Source organism: Mesorhizobium sp. SARCC-RB16n (assembly GCF_008520305.1).
In the GTDB taxonomy this organism is placed as follows: domain Bacteria; phylum Pseudomonadota; class Alphaproteobacteria; order Rhizobiales; family Rhizobiaceae; genus Mesorhizobium.
Genome location: NZ_ML703264.1, coordinates 276,235 through 299,263 on the forward strand (window position 1 = coordinate 276,235; position 23,029 = coordinate 299,263).

Sequence of the window (23,029 nt, forward strand, 5' to 3'; positions counted from 1 at the left end):
GTTGCACCCTATTGGCTTGCCCAGACGATCCGCGCCACCCATTCGACCTCGCGCATGGGGATGTCGCGGTCCGGATGCTCCGGATTGAGCGAGACCAGTGCGATCGCCTTGGCGGTCTGGCGCTCGAGCACCTTGGCCATCACCTCGCCTGATGTGGTCTTGACGACGACGCGGTCGCCCTTGCGGGTGGTGGCGCCCGGCTCGACGATGAGGACGTCGCCGTTGCGGTAGAGCGGCAGCATGGAATCTCCCTGCACCTGCAGCGCATAGGAACTTTCCGTCGATTGCGCCGGCAATTCGACGAGATCCCAGCCCTGCCCCGCCGGAAAGCCGGCATCGTCGAAGAAGCCGCCGGCGCCTGCCTGGGCAAAGCCCAGCAAGGGCACGGCGCGCCGGCTGGCGGGCAAAGCGCCCCGGCCTTCGATCAGTCCCGTAAATTCGTCCAGCGAAGCGCCCGTTGCCTCGATGATCTTGGCCAGCGATTCGGTCGACGGCCAGCGCGGCCGGCCATCGGACGACAGGCGTTTCGATTTGTTGAAGGCTGTCGAATCAAGACCGGCGCGCCTTGCCAGACCCGAAGCCGAAAGCGAATAGCGCTCGGCCAGAGCGTCTATGGCGGCCCACACGCGGTCGTGCGAGAGCATTTTGCGCGCTCCTTCGGGACAGGAAAAAATGCCTTGCCTGTCTAACCCGCGACCAGTTGGTTGTCCATCGTTTCGATGAGGGATCGCCGGCAGCGCGGCCGCTTGTGATAAAGCCCGTATCCTTATTGACCGCCGCGGGAGGATGGCCCTATGTTCAGCCTGCGGTGCAAGCCGCATCCGGGTCCGCGGGAAGGGTTGAACCCACTTGCCTTGATGATCTTGTAGCCAAACCTTTGTGCTGCCGATTTGCGGACCTTCGGCACTTCACGCACGGAGGTTTTTATGAAGCAGCTCCCCAACCGGCCCAATCTCGATCTGTTGAAGAAGCAAGCAAAGGAATTGCTCGCGGACTACAACCGCGGCGATCCGGATGCGCTTGAGCGCCTTCGAAATGCTCTGCCGGCAGCCATGGGCAAGTCCGACCATGCGATCAAAAGCCTAGCCTTGCGTCTTCATGATGCCCAGTCCTGCCTTGCGCGGGACTATGGGTTCCCGTCCTGGTCGGACATGAGCAGCTTCGTCGCGGCGCAGCGCGCTTACCGCACCGACCGCGCCGGCTCGATCCGCAATTGGGCGGCCCTCGTCTATGCCGGCGACATAAGCGGCGGTACGAACCGGGCGAGCCCGGTCGCCGCGGCGCGGATGATCGAGCAGCATCCTGACCTCATTACAGGGGATCCTTATCTCGCCTGCGCTGTTGGCGATGAAGCCATCCTGCGCGGCTTGACGGAGCGGAACCCAGGATGGATCAATCGCCCGGGCGGTCCTCTCAACCTGCCGCCGCTGGTTGCGGTGACGCATTCCAGTCTTCTCCGGCTGCCACGCTTTCGCGAACCGCTTCATGCCTGCGCCGAACTGCTGCTCGAAGCAGGTGCCGACCCAGACCAGGCTGTCGGCAGCCGTTGGCCGCCGGCGTCCGTGGAAAAGCGCTCGGAACAGTTCCCGCTGTCCGCGCTCTACGGCGCCGCCGGTCAAAACCACGATCCCGTGCTGACGAAGCTGCTGCTCGAGGCCGGCGCCAATCCGAACGACGGCGAGTCGCTTTATCACTCGCTCGAAAATCCGGACTGCACCCGGCTGCTGCTTGCCGCAGGCGCGCGCGTCACCGGCTCCAATGCGCTCTATCGCGTTCTTGACCTCGACAGCATCGAGGCGCTGCGCCTCCTGCTCGCGACACCCGATGCCAATCCGAACGAAGGCGCCACAAGCCAGCCGACTTCCGATTGGGGCAGGCCGCTTTTGTGGGCGATCCGGCGGCGGCGCTCTGCCGCCCATATCGAAGCGCTGCTTGCCGCCGGTGCCGATGCTTCGGTTCGCACGCCCGACGGGGCGAGTGCCTATCTGGTCGCCCTGCGCTTTGGGTTGACCGATGTCGCCGCCCTGCTGCGGCGATGGGCAGACAATGGACCGCTTCCCGATGACGAGCAGTTCATCGCCGCGTGTGCCGCGGGCGACGGGGCGACGGCTCGGCGGATAAAGGCCCGGCACCCAGACTTGCCCCACTCGCTGTCGGACACGCAGTTGCGCCTGCTGCCGGAGCTTGCCGCGCAAGGCTGCACCGAGGCGGTGAGAGCCATGGTCGATCTGGGTTGGCCGATCGCCGTGCGCGGCGGCGATTGGGATGCCTCCGCGCTGAACCACGCGGTGTTTCGCGGTCACGCCGATCTACCCGCTTCCTGCTCGAACACGGCGCCAACTGGAAAGAACAGCATGGTTTCGGCGGCGACGTGCGCGGAACGCTCGGATGGAGTTCGGTCAATGAACCGGAGGCGAACGGCGACTGGCTTGGTTGCGCCGAGGCGCTCGTTGCGCATGGGATGCCGAGCGGACGGTCGGACCCGAATGGCTCGCGGAATGTCATCTTCGAGGATCGTACGATGGTCTTTTCGGACGAGGTGACAGATTTCCTGCTCGGTGCGGCGGCGTGACGAATACCGGGCTTCGGAGCGCGATCAGGTCCGTTTGGCCAAGCCGCGCAGTCCCTGGTGGGAGGTCATGAAAATGCGTTCCGCCTCGGTCGGTGGCCGCGGGCTCACCGCGCGGCCAAGCGCGGCGACAACCTCGTCAATGTCGAGGAAGCTACGCGCCTTGCGGTCGTAGACACCGGCCGTGGTCATGATCAGGGCGGCCGTCTCGCCATTGTCGAGGACGAAGCGGTGCTTGCCGATGACCTGGGTGCCTTCCCAGGTCTCGATCGAGGACACCACTTCGAAGCGCCGCCACAGCCGGATCTCGCGGGCGTAAACGGCCTGCAGCCCGCCCATCATCGGCGCCCAGCCATTCTTCCTCGCCAGCGTGATGAGGCCGGCGCGGACAAACAGGTCGATGCGGCCAAGATCCGCCAGCATCATGTAGCGCGCATTGTTGAGATGGACGTTGAAATCGATGTCGGTCGGCAGGCAGCGAAACGCCAGCCGGCCTTCACCACCCATCACATAGGGGCCACGGCTGCGCGCCGTGGCCAGCATGCGCGCCATGCGCGCCCAGACATACATGACGCTATGTCAGGCTGCCTGCTTCACGTCGCCCTTGGCATAGGGATCGAAGCGTCCGTAGAAGGTCTCACCCTTCTCGGCCATGTCGAGGAGCAGTTTGGGCGCCTTGAACTCGGCGCCATACTTCTTCTGCAGCCCCTTGGCGATCTTGACGAACCGTTTGGCGCCGATCCCGTCGATGTAGGACAGCGCGCCACCGGTATAGGGCGCGAAGCCGAAAGCCAGGATCGAGCCTACATCGGCCTCGCGCGGATCGGTGACGATGCCTTCCTCCATCACGCGTGCCGCTTCGAGCGCGATGGTGACCAGCAGGCGCTGCTGCAGCTCCTCATAGTCGACCTTCTCCGCGTCGAGTTGCGGATAGAGCTCCTTCAACCCCGGCCACAGCTTCTTCTTCGCGGGCTTGGCCGGGTAGTCGTAGAAACCCTTGCCATTCTTGCGGCCGAAGCGGACGTGGTCGTCGACCATGATGTTGATCAGCGCCATCTGTCTGGGGTCGACGGCCTTGTGGCCGAGATCCTTGATGGTCTGCTTCATGATCTTCTGGGCAAGATCGATCGCCGTCTCGTCGGTCAGCGCCAGCGGTCCGACCGGCATGCCGGCGGCCTTGGCCGCGTTCTCGATCATCGGCGCAGGCACGCCTTCGATCAGCATCTTGTAGGCTTCCGACATGTAGCGCAGCACGCAGCGGTTGACGTAGAAGCCGCGCGTATCGTTGACGACGATCGGCGTCTTCTTGATGGCGCGCACGAAGTCGATCGCGGTCGCCAGCGCCTTGTCGCCGGTCTTCTTGCCGAGGATGATCTCGACCAGCATCATCTTGTCGACCGGCGAGAAGAAGTGGATGCCGATGAAATTCTTCGGCCGCGCCGAATTCTTCGCCAGGCCGGTGATCGGGATGGTCGAGGTGTTGGAGGCGAAGATCGCCGACGACTTGAGCACGGCCTCCGCCTGTTCGGTGGCGTTCTTCTTGACAGCGGAATCCTCGAACACAGCTTCGACGACGAGGTCGCAGCCGGCGAGGTCGGCATAGTCAGCGGTTGGCGTGATCAACGAGAGGAGCTTGTCCTTCTCCTCGGGCTTGGCGCGGCCCTTCTTGACCTGATCCGAGACCAGGCTGTCGGAATGCGCCTTGCCCTTCGCGGCCGCCTCCATATCCCGGTCGAGCAGCACCACCGGAATGCCGGCCTTGGCGGTGACATAGGCAATGCCCGCGCCCATGAAGCCGGCGCCGAGGATGCCGATCTTCTTGAACTTGGTGTCCGGCACCCCGGCGGGGCGGCGCGCGCCCTTGTTCAGTTCCTGCAGCGACACGAACAGCGAGCGGATCATCGCCGCGGCTTCCTTGCTCTGCATGATCTCGGTGAAATAACGCTGCTCGATCCGAAGCGCGGTATCGAACGGCACCAGCAGTCCCTCATAGACGCATTTCAGGATCGCGGCGGCGGCCGGGTAATTGCCATAGGTCTCGCGGCGCAGGATGGCGATGGCCGGCGGCCACAGATTGGCACCTGCCGCCGAATAGATCGGCCCACCAGGCAGCTTGAAACCCTTCTCGTCCCAGGGCGCCACCGGCTTGAGGCCGTTCCTGATCATCGCCTTCGCGGTCTCGACCAACTTCGCCGGTTCGGCGATCTCATGGATCAGGCCCATCGACTTCGCCTTCTGCGGCGACAGGGTCTGGCCGGAGGTCAGCATCTGCAATGCCTGTTGCTGATCGGTCAGCCGCGGCACGCGCTGGGTGCCGCCGGCACCGGGGAAGATGCCGATCTTCACCTCGGGGAGCGCCATCCTCACCTTGTCGGAGTCGGCGGCGACGCGACCATGGCAGGCGAGCGACATCTCGAAGGCGCCGCCCATGCAGGTGCCGTTGATTGCCGACACCCATGGCTTGCCACAGGTTTCCAGCTTGCGGAACAGACCGGTCATGATGCCGGCATTGTCGAACAGCGCCTTGGTCGCCTTTTCAGCATCCTTGACCTTGTCAGTGGCGAAAGTGCTCAGCATCTTCTGCAGCAAGGTGATGTCGGCGCCGCCGGAGAAAGTGTCCTTGCCGGAGGTGATCACCGCGCCCTTGATGGCGGCGTCGCCGGCCACCTTGTCCACGATGGCGTTCAACTCGCGCATCACCTCTTCGGTGAAGACGTTCATCGAGCGGTCCGGGCTGTTCCAGGTGACCAGCGCGATGCCGTCGGCGTCGATGTCGAGGGTGAAATTGGTGTAGCTCATCGTTCTCTCCCCGTCAGACGCGTTCGATGATGGTTGCAGTACCCATGCCGGCACCGATGCAGAGTGTCACCAGCGCGGTGTTCAGGTCGCGGCGCTCGAGTTCGTCCAGCACCGTGCCGAAGATCATCGCGCCGGTGGCGCCGAGCGGATGGCCCATGGCGATGGCGCCGCCATTGACGTTGATCTTGTCGTGGGGGATCTCGAAAGCCTGCATGTAGCGCAGCACCACCGAGGCGAAGGCCTCGTTGAGCTCGAACAGGTCGATGTCCGACAGCTTCATCTTGGCGCGCTTCAACAGTTTCTCGGTGACGTCGACCGGGCCGGTCAGCATCAGCACCGGCTCGGAGCCGATGTTGGCGAAGGTGCGGATGCGCGCGCGCGGCTTGAGACCCATCGCCTTGCCGGCCTTCTTCGAGCCGAGCAGCACGGCCGCCGCGCCATCGACGATGCCGGACGAGTTGCCGGCGTGGTGGACGTGGTTGACCTCCTCGACCTCGGGATGCTTCTGCACCGCCACCGCATCGAACCCGCCCATTTCACCAGGCATGATGAAGGACGGGTTGAGCGAGGCCAGCGACTGCATGTCGGTCGATGGCCGCATATGCTCGTCATGGTCGAGAATGGTGAGACCATTCTGGTCCTTGATCGGGATGACCGAATTCTTGAAGCGGCCGTCGGCCCAGGATTTTGCGGCGCGCTTCTGGCTTTCGACCGCGTAGGCATCGACGTCGTCGCGGGAAAACCTGTATTTGGTGGCGATCAGGTCGGCGGAGATGCCTTGCGGCACGAACCAGCCGGGCAAGCCAACCGAAGGGTCCATGAACCAGGCACCGCCGGAGGCGCCCATGCCGACACGCGACATGGATTCAACACCACCGGCGATGACGATTTCATCGGCGCCCTGTGCGATCTTGGCGGCGCCGAAATTGATGGCGTCGAGACCTGACGCGCAAAAGCGCGAAATCTGCATGCCGGGCGCCTTGGTGTCGTAGCCCGCCTCGAAGGCGGCGGCGCGCGGAATGACGGAGCCCGCCTCGCCGACAGGGTCGACGCAGCCGAAGATGATGTCGTCGACCGTGCCGGTGTCCAGCCCATTGCGGTCGCGCAGGGCTTCCAGTGTCCTGGCGGCGAGCCGCACCGCCGGCACCTCGTGCAGCGATCCGTCCTTCTTGCCCTTGCCGCGCGGCGTGCGCACGGCGTCATAGACATAAGCTTCGGCCATTTTCATGCTCCTTGGGTTCGCTGAAGAGAGCTGCTCAGAGCGAGCGTCCGATCAGCAATTTCATGATCTCGTTGGTGCCGCCGTAGATGCGCTGGACGCGAGCGTCGCGGAACATGCGGGCGATCGGATATTCATTCATGTAGCCATAGCCGCCGTGCAATTGAAGGCATTCGTCGACGACTTTGCCCTGCAGGTCGGAGAGCCAGTACTTGGCCATCGAGGCCGTTACCGGATCGAGGCCGCCATTGATGTGGCGCGTGACGCAGTCGTTGTAGAAGACGCGGCCGATCGTGGCCTCGGTCTTCAATTCGGCCAGTTTGAACTGGGTGTTCTGGAAGTCGATGACCGCCTTGCCGAAGGCCTTGCGCTCCTTGACGTAGTCGATGGTCAGCGCCAGCGCCCGCTCGATCATGGCGATCGCCCCGGTGCCGATCTGCAGCCGCTCCTGCGGCAATTGCTGCATGAGCTGGACGAAGCCTTGTCCCTCTTCATGGCCGAGCAGGTTGGAGGTCGGCACACGCACGTCGTTGAAGAACAGCTCCGACGTGTCGTTGGCCTTCAGCCCGATCTTGTCGAGGTTGCGGCCGCGCTGGAAGCCTTCGACCTCGTCAGTCTCGACGATCATCAGCGAGGTGCCCTTGGCGCCCTTCTCCGGATCGGTCTTGGTGACGACGATGATGAAGTTGGCGAGCTGGCCATTGGTGATGAAGGTCTTGGAGCCGTTGATCTTGTACTGGTTGCCATCCTTCTCGGCCCGCGTCTTGACGCCCTGCAGGTCCGAGCCGGCGCCAGGCTCCGTCATGGCGATGGCGCCGATCAGCTCGCCGGTCGCTAGCTTCGGCAGCCATTTCTTCTTCTGCTCTTCCGAGCCGTAATGGAGGATGTAGGGGGCGACGATCGAATTGTGCAGGCCGATGCCGAAACCGTCGACGCCGACATGGCCGATCGCCTCGATGATGGCGCTCTCATGCGCGAAGGTGCCGCCGGAGCCGCCATATTCCTCCGGCATCGAGGCGCAGAGCAGGCCGGCGGAACCTGCCTTGAGCCAGCTTTCGCGGTCGACCATCTCGTTCTTCTCGAACTCGTCGTAGCGCGGTGCGATCTCCTCCGACATGAAACGGGAGGCCATGTCGTAGAGCATGCCGACCTCGTCGGCCGCCCAGGCGGGTTTCGGCAAAGAGAGCACTTCGGCGGGATTTGTCGCCACGATTTCCTCCGCGTATCGACAGACAGAAAGGCCAACGAGACCGAGTTTAGAACGCTTCCGCCGGCAGGGCCATCAGCGTATCGGCGCCGCTCGAAATACGGGCGAGGTGCGCCGAGGTCTCCGGCATGATCCGTTCCATGAAGAAGCGCGCCGTCACGACCTTGTTGTCGTAGAAGGGCTGGGAGCCGTTGACGCCTGTCTTACCCTGTGCCGCCTTGGCCATCTGCGCCCACATGTAACCCAGCGCAACGAGACCGAAGAGATGCATGTAGTCGGTCGAGGCCGCACCCGCATTGTCGGGCTTGGCCATGCCGTTCTGCAGCAGCCACATCGTCGCCGCCTGCAAATCGTTGAGGCCCTTCTTCAGACCCTTGGTGAACGGCGCCATCTTTTCGTCCGTGCGGTTTTCCTCGCAGAATTCGCCGACCTCCTTGAAGAAGGCCTGTATGGCGCGGCCGCCATTCAAGCCGAGCTTGCGGCCGACGAGGTCGAGCGCCTGGATGCCGTTGGCGCCCTCATAGATCATGGCGATGCGGGCATCGCGCACGAACTGGCTCATGCCGTGCTCTTCGATATAGCCGTGACCGCCGAAAACCTGCTGCGCCATGACGGCGTGGTCGAAGCCCTTGTCGGTCAGCACGCCCTTGACCACCGGCGTCATCAGGCCGGTGTAATCGTCGGCCGCCTGGCGGTCCTTGTCGTCGGCGGAGCGGTGCGCGACGTCTGACTTGATCGCAGTCCACAGCGCCAGTGCACGGCCGGCCTCGTTGAAGGCCTTCATGGTCATCAGCGAGCGGCGGATATCGGGATGGACGATGATCGGATCGGCCTTCTTGTCCGGCGCCTTCGGCCCCGACAGCGAGCGGCCCTGCAAGCGGTCCTTGGCATAGGCGACGGCGTTCTGGTAGGCGATCTCCGACAGCGAAAGGCCCTGCAGGCCGACGCCGAGGCGGGCCTCGTTCATCATCGTGAACATCGCCTTGAGGCCGCCATTGGCCTCGCCCAGCAGGGTGCCTTCGGCCTCGTCATAGTTCATGACGCAGGTCGAGTTGCCGTGAATGCCCATCTTCTCCTCGATGGAACCGCAGGAAACGGTGTTTCTTGTCCCCGGATTGCCCAATGCGTCGAGCTTGAGCTTCGGCACGATGAACAGCGAGATACCCTTGACGCCTTCCGGTGCGCCCTCGATGCGGGCCAGCACCAGATGGACAATGTTGTCCGACAGGTCGTGCTCGCCGGCCGAGATGAAGATTTTCTGGCCTGAAATCTTGTAGGTGCCATCGCCGTTCGGCACCGCCTTGGTGCGCAGCAGGCCGAGATCGGTGCCGCAATGCGGCTCGGTCAGGTTCATGGTGCCTGTCCAGGTGCCCGCGACCATCCTGGGCAGCCAGGCCGCCTTCTGCTCGTCGGTGCCGTGGGTGATGATGGCCGCGATCGCACCCTGGGTAAGGCCGGGATACATCATCAGCGACATGTTGGCCGACACCATGTATTCGGCCACCGCCGTGTGCACGGCATAGGGCAGGCCCTGGCCGCCGAACTCGACGGGGGCCGCCAGACCCATCCAGCCGCCTTCGCGATACTGGTCGAACGCTTCCTTGAAGCCCTTGGGCGTGGTCACCGAGCCGTCTTCGCGGCGCACGCAGCCTTCCATGTCGCCGACGCGGTTGAGCGGATGCATGACGTTCTCGGCGAGCTTGGCCCCTTCGGCGAGAATTGCCTCCAGCACGTCAGGCGTCGCGTCGGCGAATCCGGGAAGGTTCGAATAGCGCTGATAGCCCAGCACTTCGTTGAGCACGAACAGCGTGTCCTGGACCGGGGCCCTGTAGATCGGCATGCTTTTCCTCCACCATGCGGATTAGGCCCCGAAATCAAGCCGTGCGCGGCAAGCGGGCCAATGTCGAAGTCGCAATAGCAAATATTGACGTTTGCGTAAACGTCAATATTTTCGATGCGACAAGATTTCCGCCGCCAAGGGCGCGGAGCCTAGCGTTGCGGCATTGCGCAAGCCAGCGCGAAACAGCAGGTCACGACTGCGAAAAGCCGCGCGGCATGGCCACGCGGCTTTGATGGTGAAGGGTCCGACAGTGCCGGAGAATGGCTTAGCTCGCGACGCTCGCCTGCGGCGCCGTACGCTCGGCCAACATCTGGCGCACCGCCGACATCGAGCCGCTGAGCTCATTGATGGCGTCGTCAATCAGTGCCCGCTGCTTCTGCAGGCGAGCGAGCTGCTTCTCCGACTTGTCCAGCGCCAGCCGCAACTGCTTGGTGTTGGAACCGGTCGGATCGTAGAGGTCCATCATCTGCTTGACGTCGCGCAGCGAGAACCCAACCTTGCGGCCGAGCAGGATCAGCTTCAGCCTGGCCTTGTCGCGGCGCGTATAGAGACGGGTCGAACCGTCGCGCTGCGGGTTGAGCAGGCCCTTGTCTTCATAGAAACGCAGCGTGCGCAGCGTTACGCCGTACTTTTTGGCCATTTCGCCGATGCGGGACAGATCCTCGCCGGCTTCGACAGATGCATTATTGGTATTGGCCGCGGTCTCGCTGGCCGAGATAAGCTTCATGGTTACTGGCTTCCCCGTCTGGTGGCGTCGCGGTCCCGGACCATGCGTCGCCTGACTGGAAGCGGGGGCGTGCTTCCGGCCGTGGTTTCGACAAACAAATCGCAAAACAGCACAGCTAATGCGCCATTTACGTTTACGTCAATTCTATACCGATAGCCGCCTCATGACGCAAGGGCGTTTTGGGAACGGTGCTTTATGCCGCACCGGAAGTCGCGACAGCCAACTTCCTTGCAACTTCTTAAGCTTGGTTAACGCGTTGTTTACCACGTTGGGCGAAATGTGCGCGTGTCGGCTACCCGTGGTTATCCTGTATCGAATTTTTCACGGTTTTTCGGAGCGCGGGTGAAACCCGGGAAGCTAGTCTTCCACCGTGGCATGGAAGCGCGGTCGCCTCGTTCCGGCAAGGACTTGGGGAGCTGGTCGCAAGCCGGCCAATCTGAAAGACGGACGCACCGATGAACAGCAAGCGGTCCTACCTCGACACACTCAATGCCGGCAGGCAGCGCAAGCCACAGACCACGCTCGAGCAGCTGAACCGCTCGCTGGAGACCCTGGAACAGCGCCTGGGGCAGACGCGCGAGGACGCGACGGCACGCCCCGTTCCTCGCCAATATGGCGCCGACCCGCGTTACCCCGCCGCCGAACCGCGTTATCCCGCCGCGCAGCCGACAGCGCAGCAGCGCTGGTATGAGGATCCGCAGCCGGCGCCGCGTGCGCACAACCCTGCGCCGTCCCCTGCCTTCGACCAGAATTACCAGGCGATCGCGCGCGACATCGACCGCGTGCGCGGCCAGGAAGACAGCGTCGCCATGGTCGGCAAGATCGCGGGCGAGTTGCGCGGCATGCGCGAGGAGTTGCGCCATCAGGTAACTTCAGGCCTGCAGCGCGAATTCGACGCGCTGCGCAACGACATCGACCGCGCCTTCCAGGCGAACACCAAGCCCGGCGCGACAGGCAAGGGCAGCGCCGAACTTGGCGTGGAATTCGAGCGGCTCTCCGGCGCCATCAAATCGCTGTCGGAAAAGAGTGACGACAGGAGCGTCAACCTGCTGCGACTGGAACTCGAGCAGGTCAAAGCCGCGCTCGACACGCTGGCGCGCGAGGAGAGCGTGCAGAAGGTCGACCGCCGCTGGGACGATTTCGACCGCCGTTGGACGGCTTTCGAGGACCGCGTCGACGCCGACCAGCGCAAGCGCTCCGACGATCCCGCCATCGCGGCCCTGACCGACCGGCTGGAGCAGATCAGCAACGCCGTCAACAACCTGCCGGAATCGCTGTCGCTGCGTTCGCTGGAGGAAAAGGTCCGCACACTGGCCGGGGCGGTCGACCATTTCGCCAGCCAGCAGGACAATCGCGGCGGCGGCACGCTGGCCATGATCGACGAGCGGCTGGACGAGATTTCCCGCGCCATCGTAGCCTCGACAGTCGCCGCACAGGCGAATTCAATCGACCACGAAGCCTTCGAACGCATCGAGAAACGGATCGACTCGCTCGCCCAGCAGATCGAGGAAGTGGCACAGGACCGTCCCGGCAATGTCGTGATCGACCGGCTGAACACGCTGTCGAGCCGGGTCGATGACCTTGCCAGCCGCGCCAACCTGCCCGAGCAGGCGATGGAACGACTCGCCAAGCAGATCGCGCTGATCGCCGACAAGATCGATCAGGCGCCGGCCATGCCCGACGCCGACTATATCTTCCACGGGCTGGAACAGCGCTTCGACGTGCTGTCAGGCATGATGGAGCGTCGCCAGGGCGACGCTATCGAGCAGGGCAACATGCTGTTTCGCGATCTCGAGCGCCGGCTGGACGAGGTTGCCGACCGGCTGGACCAGCGCAGCATGCCCCAGGTCGACAGCGCCGGCATCATGGATGCCATCGATGCCCGCTTCACCGCACTGGCCAAGCGCATGGAAACACGCGCTCCCGATCCCACCGGCGAGGCGGCGATCCGCGGGCTGGAGAGCCGGCTCGAGGATATTTCAAGCCGGCTGGACGCTTCGGCGGCCCAGGTGGCCGGCATCGATCCGGCGCTGATCCGCAGCCTGGAGGCACAGGTCGCTGGCCTGTCGGCGCATCTTTCCAAGCCCAGCACGCCGCTGCCGGACTTCGAGGACATCAGCCCGCGCCTCGACGAAATCGAAAAAGCGTTGGCCGGCACCCGCGATTCCATCCTCGGCGCCGCACGCGAGGCGGCTGAAAACGCGGTGCGCTCGCTGGCCGGGACGAGCACCAATACGGCCGCCGTATCCGGCCTCGCCCAGGACCTGAAGACGCTGGAGACGTTGACCCGGCGTTCCGACGAGCGCAATTCGCGTACCTTCGAGGCCATTCACGATACCTTGCTCAAGATCGTCGACAGGCTGGGTTCGCTGGAAACCAGCGAACCGTCCGAAGCGGTAAGCGAACTCCTGGATGCGGCTCCGACCAAACCGGGCGGCTGGCGCGGCGTGCGGCGGCCCAAGATGGCCGTCAACGCACCGTCGATGACCATGGACGAGCCGCTGCCGCTGACCGGCGACATGGCCGATCTGGACGCGCGTGCCGCGGCCATATTGCGCGCCGAGCCTGCTTCATCCGGCGAGCCGGCACTGCACGTCGAAATGGGCTTGTCTGCCCGGCCGGGCGCCCGCTCGCCCGCGGAAGCCGCCGCCGCTGCCGCGATGGCCGCGCTCGGTTCCGACACCATCGCAGGAAGGGACCAGCCGGCGAGTCGCAAGTCGATGTTCGGAGGGCTGGCGCGCGCCTTCAAGGGCAAGAAGTCGGCGGATGTTCCGCCGCTGGCCGGCTCGGCGCCGAGCGCCGATATCCCGAGTGTCGATCTCGACGAGCCGCTCGACCCGAAAGTCGCCAACCGCCCGCTGGAGCCGGGATCCGGCGCGCCCGACCTCAATGCCATCATGAAGCGGGTGCGCGATGAACGGGGACAACCGGCAAAGCCCGGCGACAGCGACGCGGCGAAATCGGACTTCATCGCCGCTGCCCGACGCGCGGCCCAGGCGGCCGCGGCCGAGGCCGACGCCCTGAAGCGCCAGTCGACGATGAAAGGCCCGGTCAAGGCGCTCAGGATAGGCGACCTGCTCAAGGCGCGGCGCAAGCCGATCCTGATGGCGGCGGCAGCGATCATGCTGGCGCTTGCCGGCCTGCAACTCGGCAAGGCGTTTCTCTCGGATCCCGCCCAGGTGGCGAACAACGACGCGGCCCCGATCGTTACCTCGCAGCCGGTGAAGACGGCCTCTGTCGATACCGCCAGCCAGCCGAAGACCCAGGCGCAGCCGGCGGCGACGGACGGCGCGCCGGCCCGTGCCGTTAGGCAGGCCGAACAATCCGTGCCGGCAGGCAAGGACGACATGGCGGCGCAGACCGTCATGGCCATGCCGTCTGATACGGATGCGATGCCAGATACGGCGCCCGCCGCCGAGCCCGCTCCGGCACCGGTCGCGTCGGCCATGACCTCCGGCCCAAGCACAACCGCTACCGACACTATGGCATCGGCCGCGCCTGTTGCTCCGATGACCGCTGCTCCTACCATGACGGATCCGGCACCGGCCGCTGTCGCGCCAGTGGCGACCGAGGCAACAGCCAACGACACGACTGGCGCCGTTGCGCCCATGAACAAGGCGGCGGCGACAGCCGCGACCAAGTTCGACATCCCGGCCGATGCCGGCCCGGCCGCCTTGCGTGACGCCGCCGCTGGCGGCGACGCCAAGGCACTGTTCGAGGTCGGCTCGCGCTACGCCGAGTCGCGCGGCGTCAAGGAAAACATGCCGGCTGCCGCCAAATGGTACGAGAAATCGGCGGAACTCGGCTTCGCGCCGGCCGAATACCGCATCGGCAATTTCTACGAGAAGGGCATCGGCGTCGCGCGCGACATCAAGAAGTCGAAGACCTGGTATCAGCTCGCTGCCGCGCAGGGCAACGCCAGCGCCATGCACAATCTGGCGGTGCTATTCGCCATGGCCGCTGACGGCGTGACCGACAATGAATCGGCCGCGCACTGGTTCCAGGAGGCCGCCGACCTCGGCGTCAAGGACAGCCAGTTCAATCTCGGTATCCTCGCCGCCAAGGGCGTCGGCATGAAGCAGAACCTGGAAGAATCTTACAAGTGGTTCGCGCTTGTCGCCAAGACCGGCGACAAGGATGCCGCGGCCAAGCGCGACGAGATCGCCAATGCACTGCGGCCTGAGCAACTCGAGCGGGCGCGCGCCGCGACCGAATTGTGGAAGGCCAAGCCGCTCAACGCGACAGCCAATTCGGTGGACATTCCCGAATCCTGGCAGGAAGGCACGCCGCAGACGACCGCCGGCATCGACATGAAGAAGGCGGTCAAGAACATCCAGCTCATCCTCAACAAGAACGGCTATGACGCCGGCGGCGCCGACGGCGTGATGGGCGACAAGACCAAGAACGCGATCATCGCTTTCCAGACCGCCAACAACCTGCCGGCGACCGGCGCGGTCGACGAGAAACTGGTCAAGGCATTGCTGGCGCGCAAATAACGGCAGAAGCGTCGTTTCCACGACGCCCTTGCCATACATTTGCCCGTTAACTGATTGAGTTGTTTTTTGTTTCGGCGCGGTGGCGGGGTTTGACCTCGCTGCCGCGTCGGCGCAAGAGAAAATTGGCTTTTCGATGCGATACTGTCCGCAACGGCTTTATTCGCCGACAGGCAAACTGATCGAGACTGACGGGTGGGCATCTATCTCCCGATCGCGGAAATTTCCGTAAACGTCTTCGTGCTGCTGGCCATGGGCGCCGCGGTGGGCTTCCTGTCGGGCATGTTCGGGGTGGGTGGCGGCTTCCTCATCACGCCGCTCTTGATCTTCTACAACATCCCGCCGGCGATCGCGGTCGCCACCGGCGCCAACCAAGTCATCGCTTCTTCCGTCTCCGGCGTGTTGTCGCACATGAAGCGAGGGACGCTCGACTTCAAGCTCGGCAGCGTGCTCCTGGCCGGCGGCGTCGTCGGCTCAACCGGCGGCATCTACGTGTTCGGCCTCCTGCGCAGGCTCGGCCAACTCGACCTGTTCATCTCGCTGCTCTACGTCGTGCTGCTCGGCACCGTCGGCGGGCTGATGCTGGTCGAGAGCATCAACGCCCTGCGCGCCACGCGCAGCGGTGCGGCACCGGTGCTGAAGAAATCCGGCCAGCACAACTGGATCCACCGCCTGCCGCTGAAGATGCGCTTCCGCGCGTCAAAACTGTTCGTCAGCGTCATTCCGGTGCTCGGGCTTGGCGCCGGCATCGGCTTCCTGTCGTCGATCATGGGCGTCGGCGGCGGCTTCATCATGGTGCCGGCGCTGATCTATCTCTTGAAAGTGCCGACCAATGTCGTCATCGGCACCTCGCTGTTCCAGATCATCTTCACCTCCGCCTACACGACGCTGGTTCACGCCACCACAAACCAGACCGTCGATGTGATGCTGGCCTTCCTTTTGATGGCAGGCGGCGTAGCCGGGGCGCAATATGGCGCCAAGGCCGGCCAGCGGCTGCGCGGCGAGCAGTTAAGAGCCCTGCTGGCGCTGCTGGTGCTGGCCGTGGCGATCCGGCTCGCCACCGATCTGTTCGTCACGCCGCCCAACCTTTATTCGTTGTCCGGCGTGGGCCTCAACTGATGAAAGGACTGAAAGCGCTCGCAGCCGTCGCTCTCTTGTCCCTGACCGCCGCCGCGCCTGCGAAGGCGCAGACACCGCTTACGGAAGGCATCCAGATCGGCCTCTCCACCGACGCGGTGTCGATCACCGCCGGTTTTTCAGGCGCCGACCTGACCATTTTTGGTTCGCTCGAAAATCCCGACCCGCTGGTGGCACGCCAGGGCCGCTACGACGTCATCGTCGTGCTCGAAGGGCCACCCAAACCGGTGGTGGTGCGCCGCAAGGACCGGGTGCTGGGCGTCTGGGTCAATCTGGATTCCGAGACCTTCGAGAACGTGCCGGTGTCCTATTCGGTGGCGACGACGCGGCCGCTGCAGGACATCACCGAACCCAACAGCTACAAGCAACTGTCGCTAGGCGCCTCCAACCTCTATATGCAGCCGGCCGATGCCGGTGACAGCCCGGCGACGATCGAGGAATTCACGGCGGCACTGCGCGAGCGCAAGGCTGCCGCCGGGCTCTACAGCGAGAATGTCGGCGGCGTGCAATTCCTGTCGCAGAACCTGTTTCGCGCCACGGTCAGGCTGGCACCGAATGTGCCGGTCGGCACGCACAAGGCGCGCGCGTTCCTGTTCAAGAGCGGCCTGTTCATCAAGGAGAGTTCGGCGCAGCTCGAAATCCGCAAATCGGGTTTCGAACAATCGATCTTCCGCGTCGCGCACGACTATTCGTTCCTCTACGGCGTGTTCGCCATATCCCTGGCCATGGTGACGGGCTGGCTCGGCCGGCTGGTGTTCCGTAAGGATTGATGCTCCGGGAAAAGAGGGGTTCCCCTTTTCCCCGCCATGCGATAAACCGCCGCCTCCCGGCCCAGGGGCAAACACGCACATACAATTCGCCAGAGCGGTCCGGCCATCCGGATGACAGCGCGATGCGTCGCCGCTGTTTTGCCGCCACGAAACAATGACAGGAGGCTGCAATGCATCAGGCATTCGGCGGCATCGACTTCGGCACGTCCAATTCCACGGTGGGCGTGATCCGGAACGGCAAGGCGCGGCTGGTCCCGCTGGAGGGCGAACAGCCCACTTTGCCAAGCGCCGTGTTCTTCAACTTCGAGGACGGCCATACCTATTTCGGCCGTCGCGCGATCGGCGATTATACCGACAGCATCGAAGGCCGCCTGATGCGCTCGTTGAAGAGCGTGCTCGGCAGTTCGCTCGCCCACGAGAAGACGCGTATCAAGGCGCGCCAGATCGGCTTCATCGACATTATCAGCCTGTTCATCGGCCATCTGAGGACGCGGCTGGAAGAGGACGCCGGCGGTTTGGTGGAAAGCGTGGTGCTCGGCCGGCCGGTGCAGTTCGTCGATGACGACGCGCAAGCCGACGCGAAGGCGCAAGGCGAACTCGAGAAGGCTGCCCGTGCCCAGGGCTTCAAGCACATCGCTTTCCAGTTCGAGCCGATCGCGGCGGCGCTCGACTACGAACAGAAGGTGACGCGCGAGGAACTGGCGCTGATCATCGACATGGGCGGCGGCACGTCCGACTTCTCGATCGTGCGGGTCTCGCCGGAGCGCTCGCGATCGACCGATCGCAAGGACGACATCCTGGCCAGCCGCGGCATCCACATCGGCGGCACCGATTTCGACCGGCTGCTCAGTATCGCCCATGTCATGCCGCAGCTCGGCTACCTCTCCGCGACCAAGGACGGCAAGCGCAATCTGCCGGCCAGCTATTTCATCGACCTCGCCACATGGCAGCGCATCAACCTGGTCTACACCGCCAAGGCGATGACGCATCTGCGCCAGATCCGCTACGAGGCCGCGCGCGCCGACCTGGTCGACCGTTTCATCCACATCGTCGAGCACCGCTACGGGCACGCTCTGGCAGCGTCGGTCGAGAAAGCCAAGATAGAGCTGACCGACAGGTCATCGGCGGACGTGGCGGTGAAGCTGCCCGACGCGGCGTTCGCCGCCGGGATCACGCGCGACGGGTTGGAAGCCACGATCGCGCGGGACATCGAACGGGTTAGCGAAACGGTGGCGCAGACCATCCGCGATGCCGGGGTCAAGCGGTCCGACATCACCGCGGTGTTCCTGACCGGTGGATCGACGGCGATCCCGCTGGCAAGGCGGGAAATCCTGTCGCTGGTGCCGCAAGCTTCCATTATCGAAGGCGATATGTTCGGATCGGTCGGGCTTGGGCTGGCGCTCGATGCGCAGCGGAAGTTCGGCTGACCCTACCCTGACCCGTTCATCTCCGCTCCCAAATGCGCCTTCAGCGCCATCTGGGCCAGGCTTGCCTGACGGTCGCGATGGCTGATCATGGCGAAGTCGCGCTTCGGCAATTCGATCGGCACGGCTCTCAGGCTCCCCTCGGCGACCGCGCGCCCGACGACGAGCTCCGAAATGATGGTCGCGCCGGCACCCGCCTCGACAGCCTGGCGAACCGCCTCGTTGCTGGGCAGCACCAGGAATATCCTGAGGTCGGCAAGTGAAATCCCCTCGCGGCGCGCCAGGTCCTCCAGCACCTCACGCGTGCCGGAGCCGCCCTCGCGGATGATCCAGCGCAGGCCGGTGATGTCGGGGCGGCCCGGCGCGGTTTCGGCGATCTTGGGATGGGAACTGGCAACGACCAGCATCAACCGGTCGGTATCGACCTTGGCGCGGCGCAATATGTCGGACTCGGTGCGCCCTTCGACCAGGCCGAGATCGGCGGTTCCATCGAGCACGCTGGCCTCGACCTGCCTTGTATTGCCGATGGTGACGCTAAGCCTGACGGCCGGATAGGCCTCGTGGAACGAGGCCAGCCGGCGCGGCAGCCAGTAGCTGGCGATGGTCAGGCTGGCGGCAATGGAGAGGCTGCCGGCGACCGTTTGCGAAACATGTTCCAGCACGTTGCGGGCGGCGGCGGCCCGCTCCAGCACCGCCTTGGCCTCGGGCAGGAACCTGTGGCCGGTTTGGGCCAGCTCGATGTTGCGGCCGACGCGATTGAACAGATGGACGCCGTGCTGCTCTTCCAGCGCACGGATGGCGGCCGATGCCGCCGACTGGGAAATGCCCAAAAGCTCCGCCGCCTTGGTCATATGACCGCGCTCGGCAACGGCGACGAAAATGCGCAACTGATCCAGGGTCATGCGCGCATTAAGAACCAATATCGATCGAATTTACAAGAACAACTGATTAGACGGATCGATAGCTTTATTCTACTTTTTCATGCGAGATTAGAAAAAATTGGCCTGTAGGTCGCAGAGAAGAAAATGATCGGGCGGTTCAGATCCCTGCTTGCGCATTGGAGCCGCGGCATAAGGCGACGGTTGGCCGGCGACCGCTACCATCCTGAAGAACATTATATGCGCGGCCCCGGGCCGAAGACGCGAGCCAAATCCGCCGGCAGCGCGAGCACCACGGGATCATGATGCAAGGACCGCCGCGCGGCGCCAATTCAGCCCCCTCGCAACGCCAGCTTGCCGACACGCGCGCGCCCGATGAAGGCGACGGCGTAGACACCTCGCCTAATGTTTCCGACAGCATCGCCAAGACGACCTGCTACATGTGCGCCTGCCGCTGCGGCATCGATGTCCATATCAAGGATGGCAAGATCCGCTATATCAACGGCAACAAGGACCATCCGGTCAATCGCGGCGTGATCTGCGGCAAGGGCAGCTCCGGCATCATGCAGCACTACAGTCCGGCCAGGCTGAAGAAGCCATTGCTGCGCACCGGCCCGCGCGGCTCGGGTGAGTTCCGCGAGATCGAGTGGGAGGAAGCCTTCTCGATCGCCACCGAGCGGCTGTCGACTATCCGCCGAACCGACCCTAAGAAACTCGCTTTCTTTACCGGGCGTGACCAGTCGCAATCCTTGACAGGCTGGTGGGCGAGCCAGTTCGGCACGCCGAATTTCGCCGCCCATGGCGGCTTCTGTTCGGTGAACATGGCGGCGGGCGGGCTCTACACGATCGGCGGCTCGTTCTGGGAGTTCGGCGAGCCCGATTGGGACAACACGAAATACTTCATGCTGTTCGGCGTCGCCGAGGACCATGACTCGAACCCGATCAAGATCGGGCTCGGCAAGCTCAAGGCGCGCGGCGCCAAGGTGGTCTCGATCAATCCGTGCCGTACCGGCTACAATGCGATCGCCGACGACTGGATCGGCATCCGGCCTGGCACTGACGGCCTGTTCGTGTTCGCGCTTATCCACGAACTCCTGAAGGCCGGCCGCGCCGACCTAGACTATTTGCTGCGCTACACCAACGCGCATGTCCTGGTCATTCAGGAACCTGGCGCAGCCGATGACGGGTTGTTCGTGCGCGACAACGACGGCAATCCGCTGGCATGGGACAGAGTGGCGAAGCGTCCGGTGAGCGCCACCGATGCCGACGCCAGACCGGCACTGACAGGCAGCTACGACGTCGATGGCCGCCGCTGTGTGACGGTATTCCAACTCATTGCGGACCGCTATCTCGACGAGAGCTACGCACCCGACGCGGTCGCGGAGCGTTGCGGCATCTCTGCCGGAACGATCCGCCGGATCGCCGCCGAACTGGCCCATGTCGCCTTCGAACAGGCGATCGAACTGCCGGTCGCATGGACCGACTGGGCCGGGCGCCGGCATGAGACGATCAAGGGACGACCGGTTTCGATGCATGCCATGCGCGGCATCTCGGCCCACTCCAACGGTTTTCACACCTGTCGCGCTATTCACCTGCTGCAGGTGCTGCTGGGCACGGTGGACGTGCCCGGCGGCTTCCGCTTCAAGCCGCCGTACCCCAGGTCGGCGCCGCCGGGCCCGAAGCCGTGCGGCAAGGACGTGAGGCCGATGACGCCGCTCGGCGGCATGCCGCTCGGTTTCGTCTGTGGACCCGATGATCTGCTGGTTGACGAAGCGGGCACGCCGCTGCGCATCGACAAGGCCTATTCCTGGGATTCGCCACTTGCGGCGCATGGCCTGATGCACACCGTCATCCGCAACGCCTGGGCCGGCGATCCCTACCCGATCGACACGCTGATGATGTACATGTCGAACATGGCCTGGAATTCCTCGATGAACACCGTCGAGACCATGGCCATGCTCACGGACCATGATGAAGCGGGCAACTACAGGATCCCCTTCATCATCTATTCCGACGCCTACTATTCCGAGACCGTGCCGTTCGCCGACCTCGTCCTGCCCGACACCACCTATCTCGAGCGTCATGACTGCATCAGCCTGCTGGACCGGCCGATCAGCCACGGCGACGGGCCGGGCGACGCCATCCGCCATCCGGTCGTCGAGCCCGACCGCGACGTCAGGCCGTTCCAGTCGGTCCTGATCGAACTCGGCGCACGGCTTGGCCTGCCGGGCTTCGTCGAAGAAGACGGCTCGGCGAAGTACCGCGACTACGCCGACTACATCGTCAATCATGAACGCACGCCCGGCATAGGCCCGCTCGCCGGCTGGCGCGGCAAGGACGAAACCTCGATCGGCAAGGGCGAAGTCAACCCCAACCAGTTGCAACGCTACATCGACAATGGCGGTTTCTGGCACCACGACTTCACCGACGACCAGCGCTACTACAAGATGGCCAACCGCTCCTATCTCGATTTCGCGGTGCAACTGGGCTTCATCCCCAAGGCCGAGCCGATCGTCTTCCAGCTCTATTCCGAAACGATGCAGCGTTTTCGGCTGGCCGCGCGCGGACATGGCCGGGTGGTGCCGCCGCAGAGCGAACGCGAGCGCGTCGAGACCTACATGGATCCGCTGCCGTTCTGGTACATGCCCTTCGAGGAAGCAGCCGTGGACCTGGAGAAATACCCGCTGCACGCGCTGACGCAGAGGCCCATGCACATGTACCATTCCTGGGGTTCGCAAAACGCGTGGTTGCGGCAGATCACCAGCCAGAACCGGCTGTTCGTGCATCACCGGACCGCGGCCGGCCTTGGCCTTGCCGATGACGACTGGGTGTGGATCGAGAGCATCAACGGCAAGGTGAAGGGGCAGATCAAGCTGGTCGACGGGGTAAACGAAAGCACGGTCTGGACCTGGAACGCGATCGGCAAAAGGCGCGGCAGCTGGGGGCTGAAGGACGATGCAGCCGAGAGCAATCGCGGCTTCCTGCTCAACCACATCATCGGTGACCAGACTTCCGCTGATGCGCAGGGCAAGCGCTACTCCAACTCCGATCCGGTGACCGGCCAGGCCGCGTGGTTCGATCTGCGCGTGCGCATCGTCAAATGCGCGGCTGAGGAAGCCGGTTTCACCGAGCCGCGGTTCGAGCGTTTTCACCAGCCGCCGCATTTCGAGCCGCCGCCCGACATGCTCACTTTCGGTGCCGGGTTTCGGCAGGCAAGAAAGGCGGCCCAATGACCTGTCTTCCAAGTCCAGGCGGCAAGAAGCTTGGCCTCGTCATCGACCTCGACACCTGTGTCGGCTGCCAGGCCTGCGTCACCGCCTGCAAGGAGTGGAACACCGGCGGCCACATGGCGCCGCTGACCGACATCGACCCTTATGGCGGCCATGTCGACGGGGTCTGGTTCAACCGCGTGCACAGTTACGAGCATATCACCGAGATGGGTGGGCGCACGGTGAACTTCCCGCGCTCCTGCCTGCATTGCGAGACGCCGGCCTGCGTCACCGTCTGCCCGACCGGCGCCTCCTACAAGCGGGCGTCCGATGGCATCGTGCTGATCGACGAGGACAAGTGCATCGGCTGCAAACTGTGCAGTTGGGCCTGCCCTTACGGCGCGCGCGAATTCGACACGGATGTCGGCGTGATGAAGAAATGCACGCTCTGCGTCGACCGCATCTACAACGACAACCTGGCCGAAGGGGACCGCGTGCCGGCCTGCGTCGCCGCCTGCCCGACCAGCGCCCGGCATTTCGGTGACCTTGGCGACCCCCAATCCCCCGTGTCGCAACTGGTTGCGGAGCGTGGCGGTGTCGACCTGATGCCGGAACTCGGCTATCACCCGACCAACAAATACCTACCGCCGCGCGCACACACGCAACGTGCCGCATCGGTTGCCGCTCCCGCGCTGGAGCCGGTACGGGCCGAGGGCGGTTTCCTTGGCTGGGTCGACCGCATGCTTTCGAACTGACC

General features: G+C 64.3%; 15 protein-coding genes. 7 read left to right on the forward strand and 8 right to left on the reverse strand.

The window, feature by feature from the left end; all coding sequences use genetic code 11:
• Positions 1–8 precede the first annotated feature (8 nt).
• The gene (locus C7I87_RS12070; RefSeq protein WP_149904415.1) at positions 9–644 is read right to left on the reverse strand and encodes a S24 family peptidase; all 636 of its coding nucleotides are present in this window, start codon (positions 642–644) and stop codon (positions 9–11) included.
• A 282-nt stretch (positions 645–926) separates the two neighbouring features.
• On the opposite strand from C7I87_RS12070, the gene C7I87_RS12075 reads away from it, so the two are divergent.
• Positions 927–2,543, forward strand: a complete 1,617-nt coding sequence (locus C7I87_RS12075) for an ankyrin repeat domain-containing protein (RefSeq protein WP_246696260.1) — start codon at positions 927–929, stop codon at positions 2,541–2,543.
• A 53-nt stretch (positions 2,544–2,596) separates the two neighbouring features.
• On the opposite strand, the gene C7I87_RS12080 is transcribed toward C7I87_RS12075, so the two are convergent.
• The 6 genes from C7I87_RS12080 to C7I87_RS12105 form a co-directional block, all read right to left on the reverse strand.
• Positions 2,597–3,139 (reverse strand): thioesterase family protein, encoded by a 543-nt coding sequence (locus C7I87_RS12080; protein WP_149904416.1) that lies wholly within the window; start codon positions 3,137–3,139, stop codon positions 2,597–2,599.
• Positions 3,140–3,148: 9 nt separating this feature from the next.
• The gene (locus tag C7I87_RS12085; protein ID WP_149904417.1) at positions 3,149–5,368 is read right to left on the reverse strand and encodes a 3-hydroxyacyl-CoA dehydrogenase NAD-binding domain-containing protein; all 2,220 of its coding nucleotides are present in this window, start codon (positions 5,366–5,368) and stop codon (positions 3,149–3,151) included.
• Between the two features lie 13 nt (positions 5,369–5,381).
• Entirely contained in the window at positions 5,382–6,590 is a 1,209-nt protein-coding gene (locus C7I87_RS12090; RefSeq protein ID WP_149904418.1) for an acetyl-CoA C-acetyltransferase, read from the reverse strand.
• Positions 6,591–6,624: 34 nt separating this feature from the next.
• On the reverse strand, positions 6,625–7,797 hold the full coding sequence (locus C7I87_RS12095) for an acyl-CoA dehydrogenase family protein (protein WP_149904419.1): 1,173 nt from the start codon (positions 7,795–7,797) through the stop codon (positions 6,625–6,627).
• A gap of 46 nt (positions 7,798–7,843) precedes the next feature.
• The gene (locus C7I87_RS12100; RefSeq protein ID WP_149904420.1) at positions 7,844–9,634 is read right to left on the reverse strand and encodes an acyl-CoA dehydrogenase; all 1,791 of its coding nucleotides are present in this window, start codon (positions 9,632–9,634) and stop codon (positions 7,844–7,846) included.
• A 265-nt stretch (positions 9,635–9,899) separates the two neighbouring features.
• Positions 9,900–10,361 (reverse strand): MerR family transcriptional regulator, encoded by a 462-nt coding sequence (locus C7I87_RS12105; protein ID WP_149904421.1) that lies wholly within the window; start codon positions 10,359–10,361, stop codon positions 9,900–9,902.
• Positions 10,362–10,816: 455 nt separating this feature from the next.
• On the opposite strand from C7I87_RS12105, the gene C7I87_RS12110 reads away from it, so the two are divergent.
• The 4 genes from C7I87_RS12110 (at position 10,817) to C7I87_RS12125 (ending at position 18,188) form a co-directional block, all read left to right on the forward strand.
• Complete coding sequence (locus tag C7I87_RS12110) at positions 10,817–14,857, forward strand: peptidoglycan-binding protein (RefSeq protein WP_149904422.1); 4,041 nt, start codon at positions 10,817–10,819, stop codon at positions 14,855–14,857.
• Positions 14,858–15,049: 192 nt separating this feature from the next.
• Entirely contained in the window at positions 15,050–15,973 is a 924-nt protein-coding gene (locus C7I87_RS12115) for a sulfite exporter TauE/SafE family protein (protein WP_149904423.1), read from the forward strand.
• The gene (locus C7I87_RS12120) at positions 15,973–16,761 is read left to right on the forward strand and encodes a TIGR02186 family protein (protein ID WP_149904424.1); all 789 of its coding nucleotides are present in this window, start codon (positions 15,973–15,975) and stop codon (positions 16,759–16,761) included. The genes C7I87_RS12115 and C7I87_RS12120 overlap by 1 nt, the downstream gene beginning before the upstream one ends.
• 170 nt (positions 16,762–16,931) lie before the next feature.
• On the forward strand, positions 16,932–18,188 hold the full coding sequence (locus tag C7I87_RS12125) for an Hsp70 family protein (RefSeq protein WP_149904425.1): 1,257 nt from the start codon (positions 16,932–16,934) through the stop codon (positions 18,186–18,188).
• A 2-nt stretch (positions 18,189–18,190) separates the two neighbouring features.
• Here the strand turns inward: C7I87_RS12125 and C7I87_RS12130 are convergent, their stop codons facing one another.
• Positions 18,191–19,087, reverse strand: a complete 897-nt coding sequence (locus tag C7I87_RS12130; protein WP_149904426.1) for a LysR family transcriptional regulator — start codon at positions 19,085–19,087, stop codon at positions 18,191–18,193.
• Between the two features lie 278 nt (positions 19,088–19,365).
• Between C7I87_RS12130 and C7I87_RS12135 the strand changes: the two genes are divergently transcribed.
• Positions 19,366–22,296, forward strand: coding sequence for a molybdopterin oxidoreductase family protein (locus C7I87_RS12135; protein WP_188393822.1), 2,931 nt, complete (start codon positions 19,366–19,368; stop codon positions 22,294–22,296).
• Positions 22,293–23,027: a 4Fe-4S dicluster domain-containing protein gene (locus C7I87_RS12140; protein WP_149904427.1), complete on the forward strand. Its 735-nt coding sequence runs from the start codon at positions 22,293–22,295 to the stop codon at positions 23,025–23,027. Before C7I87_RS12135 ends, C7I87_RS12140 begins: the two co-directional genes overlap by 4 nt.
• Positions 23,028–23,029: the final 2 nt, after the last annotated feature.

Coding starts and splice junctions, on each gene's coding strand:
- C7I87_RS12070 (WP_149904415.1), bottom strand. CDS start 644: ATGCTCTCGCACGACCGCGTGTGGGCCGCCATAGACGCTCTGGCCGAG.
- C7I87_RS12075 (WP_246696260.1), top strand. CDS start 927: ATGAAGCAGCTCCCCAACCGGCCCAATCTCGATCTGTTGAAGAAGCAA.
- C7I87_RS12080 (WP_149904416.1), bottom strand. CDS start 3,139: ATGTATGTCTGGGCGCGCATGGCGCGCATGCTGGCCACGGCGCGCAGC.
- C7I87_RS12085 (WP_149904417.1), bottom strand. CDS start 5,368: ATGAGCTACACCAATTTCACCCTCGACATCGACGCCGACGGCATCGCG.
- C7I87_RS12090 (WP_149904418.1), bottom strand. CDS start 6,590: ATGGCCGAAGCTTATGTCTATGACGCCGTGCGCACGCCGCGCGGCAAG.
- C7I87_RS12100 (WP_149904420.1), bottom strand. CDS start 9,634: ATGCCGATCTACAGGGCCCCGGTCCAGGACACGCTGTTCGTGCTCAAC.
- C7I87_RS12105 (WP_149904421.1), bottom strand. CDS start 10,361: ATGAAGCTTATCTCGGCCAGCGAGACCGCGGCCAATACCAATAATGCA.
- C7I87_RS12110 (WP_149904422.1), top strand. CDS start 10,817: ATGAACAGCAAGCGGTCCTACCTCGACACACTCAATGCCGGCAGGCAG.
- C7I87_RS12120 (WP_149904424.1), top strand. CDS start 15,973: ATGAAAGGACTGAAAGCGCTCGCAGCCGTCGCTCTCTTGTCCCTGACC.
- C7I87_RS12125 (WP_149904425.1), top strand. CDS start 16,932: ATGCATCAGGCATTCGGCGGCATCGACTTCGGCACGTCCAATTCCACG.
- C7I87_RS12130 (WP_149904426.1), bottom strand. CDS start 19,087: ATGACCCTGGATCAGTTGCGCATTTTCGTCGCCGTTGCCGAGCGCGGT.
- C7I87_RS12135 (WP_188393822.1), top strand. CDS start 19,366: ATGATGCAAGGACCGCCGCGCGGCGCCAATTCAGCCCCCTCGCAACGC.
- C7I87_RS12140 (WP_149904427.1), top strand. CDS start 22,293: ATGACCTGTCTTCCAAGTCCAGGCGGCAAGAAGCTTGGCCTCGTCATC.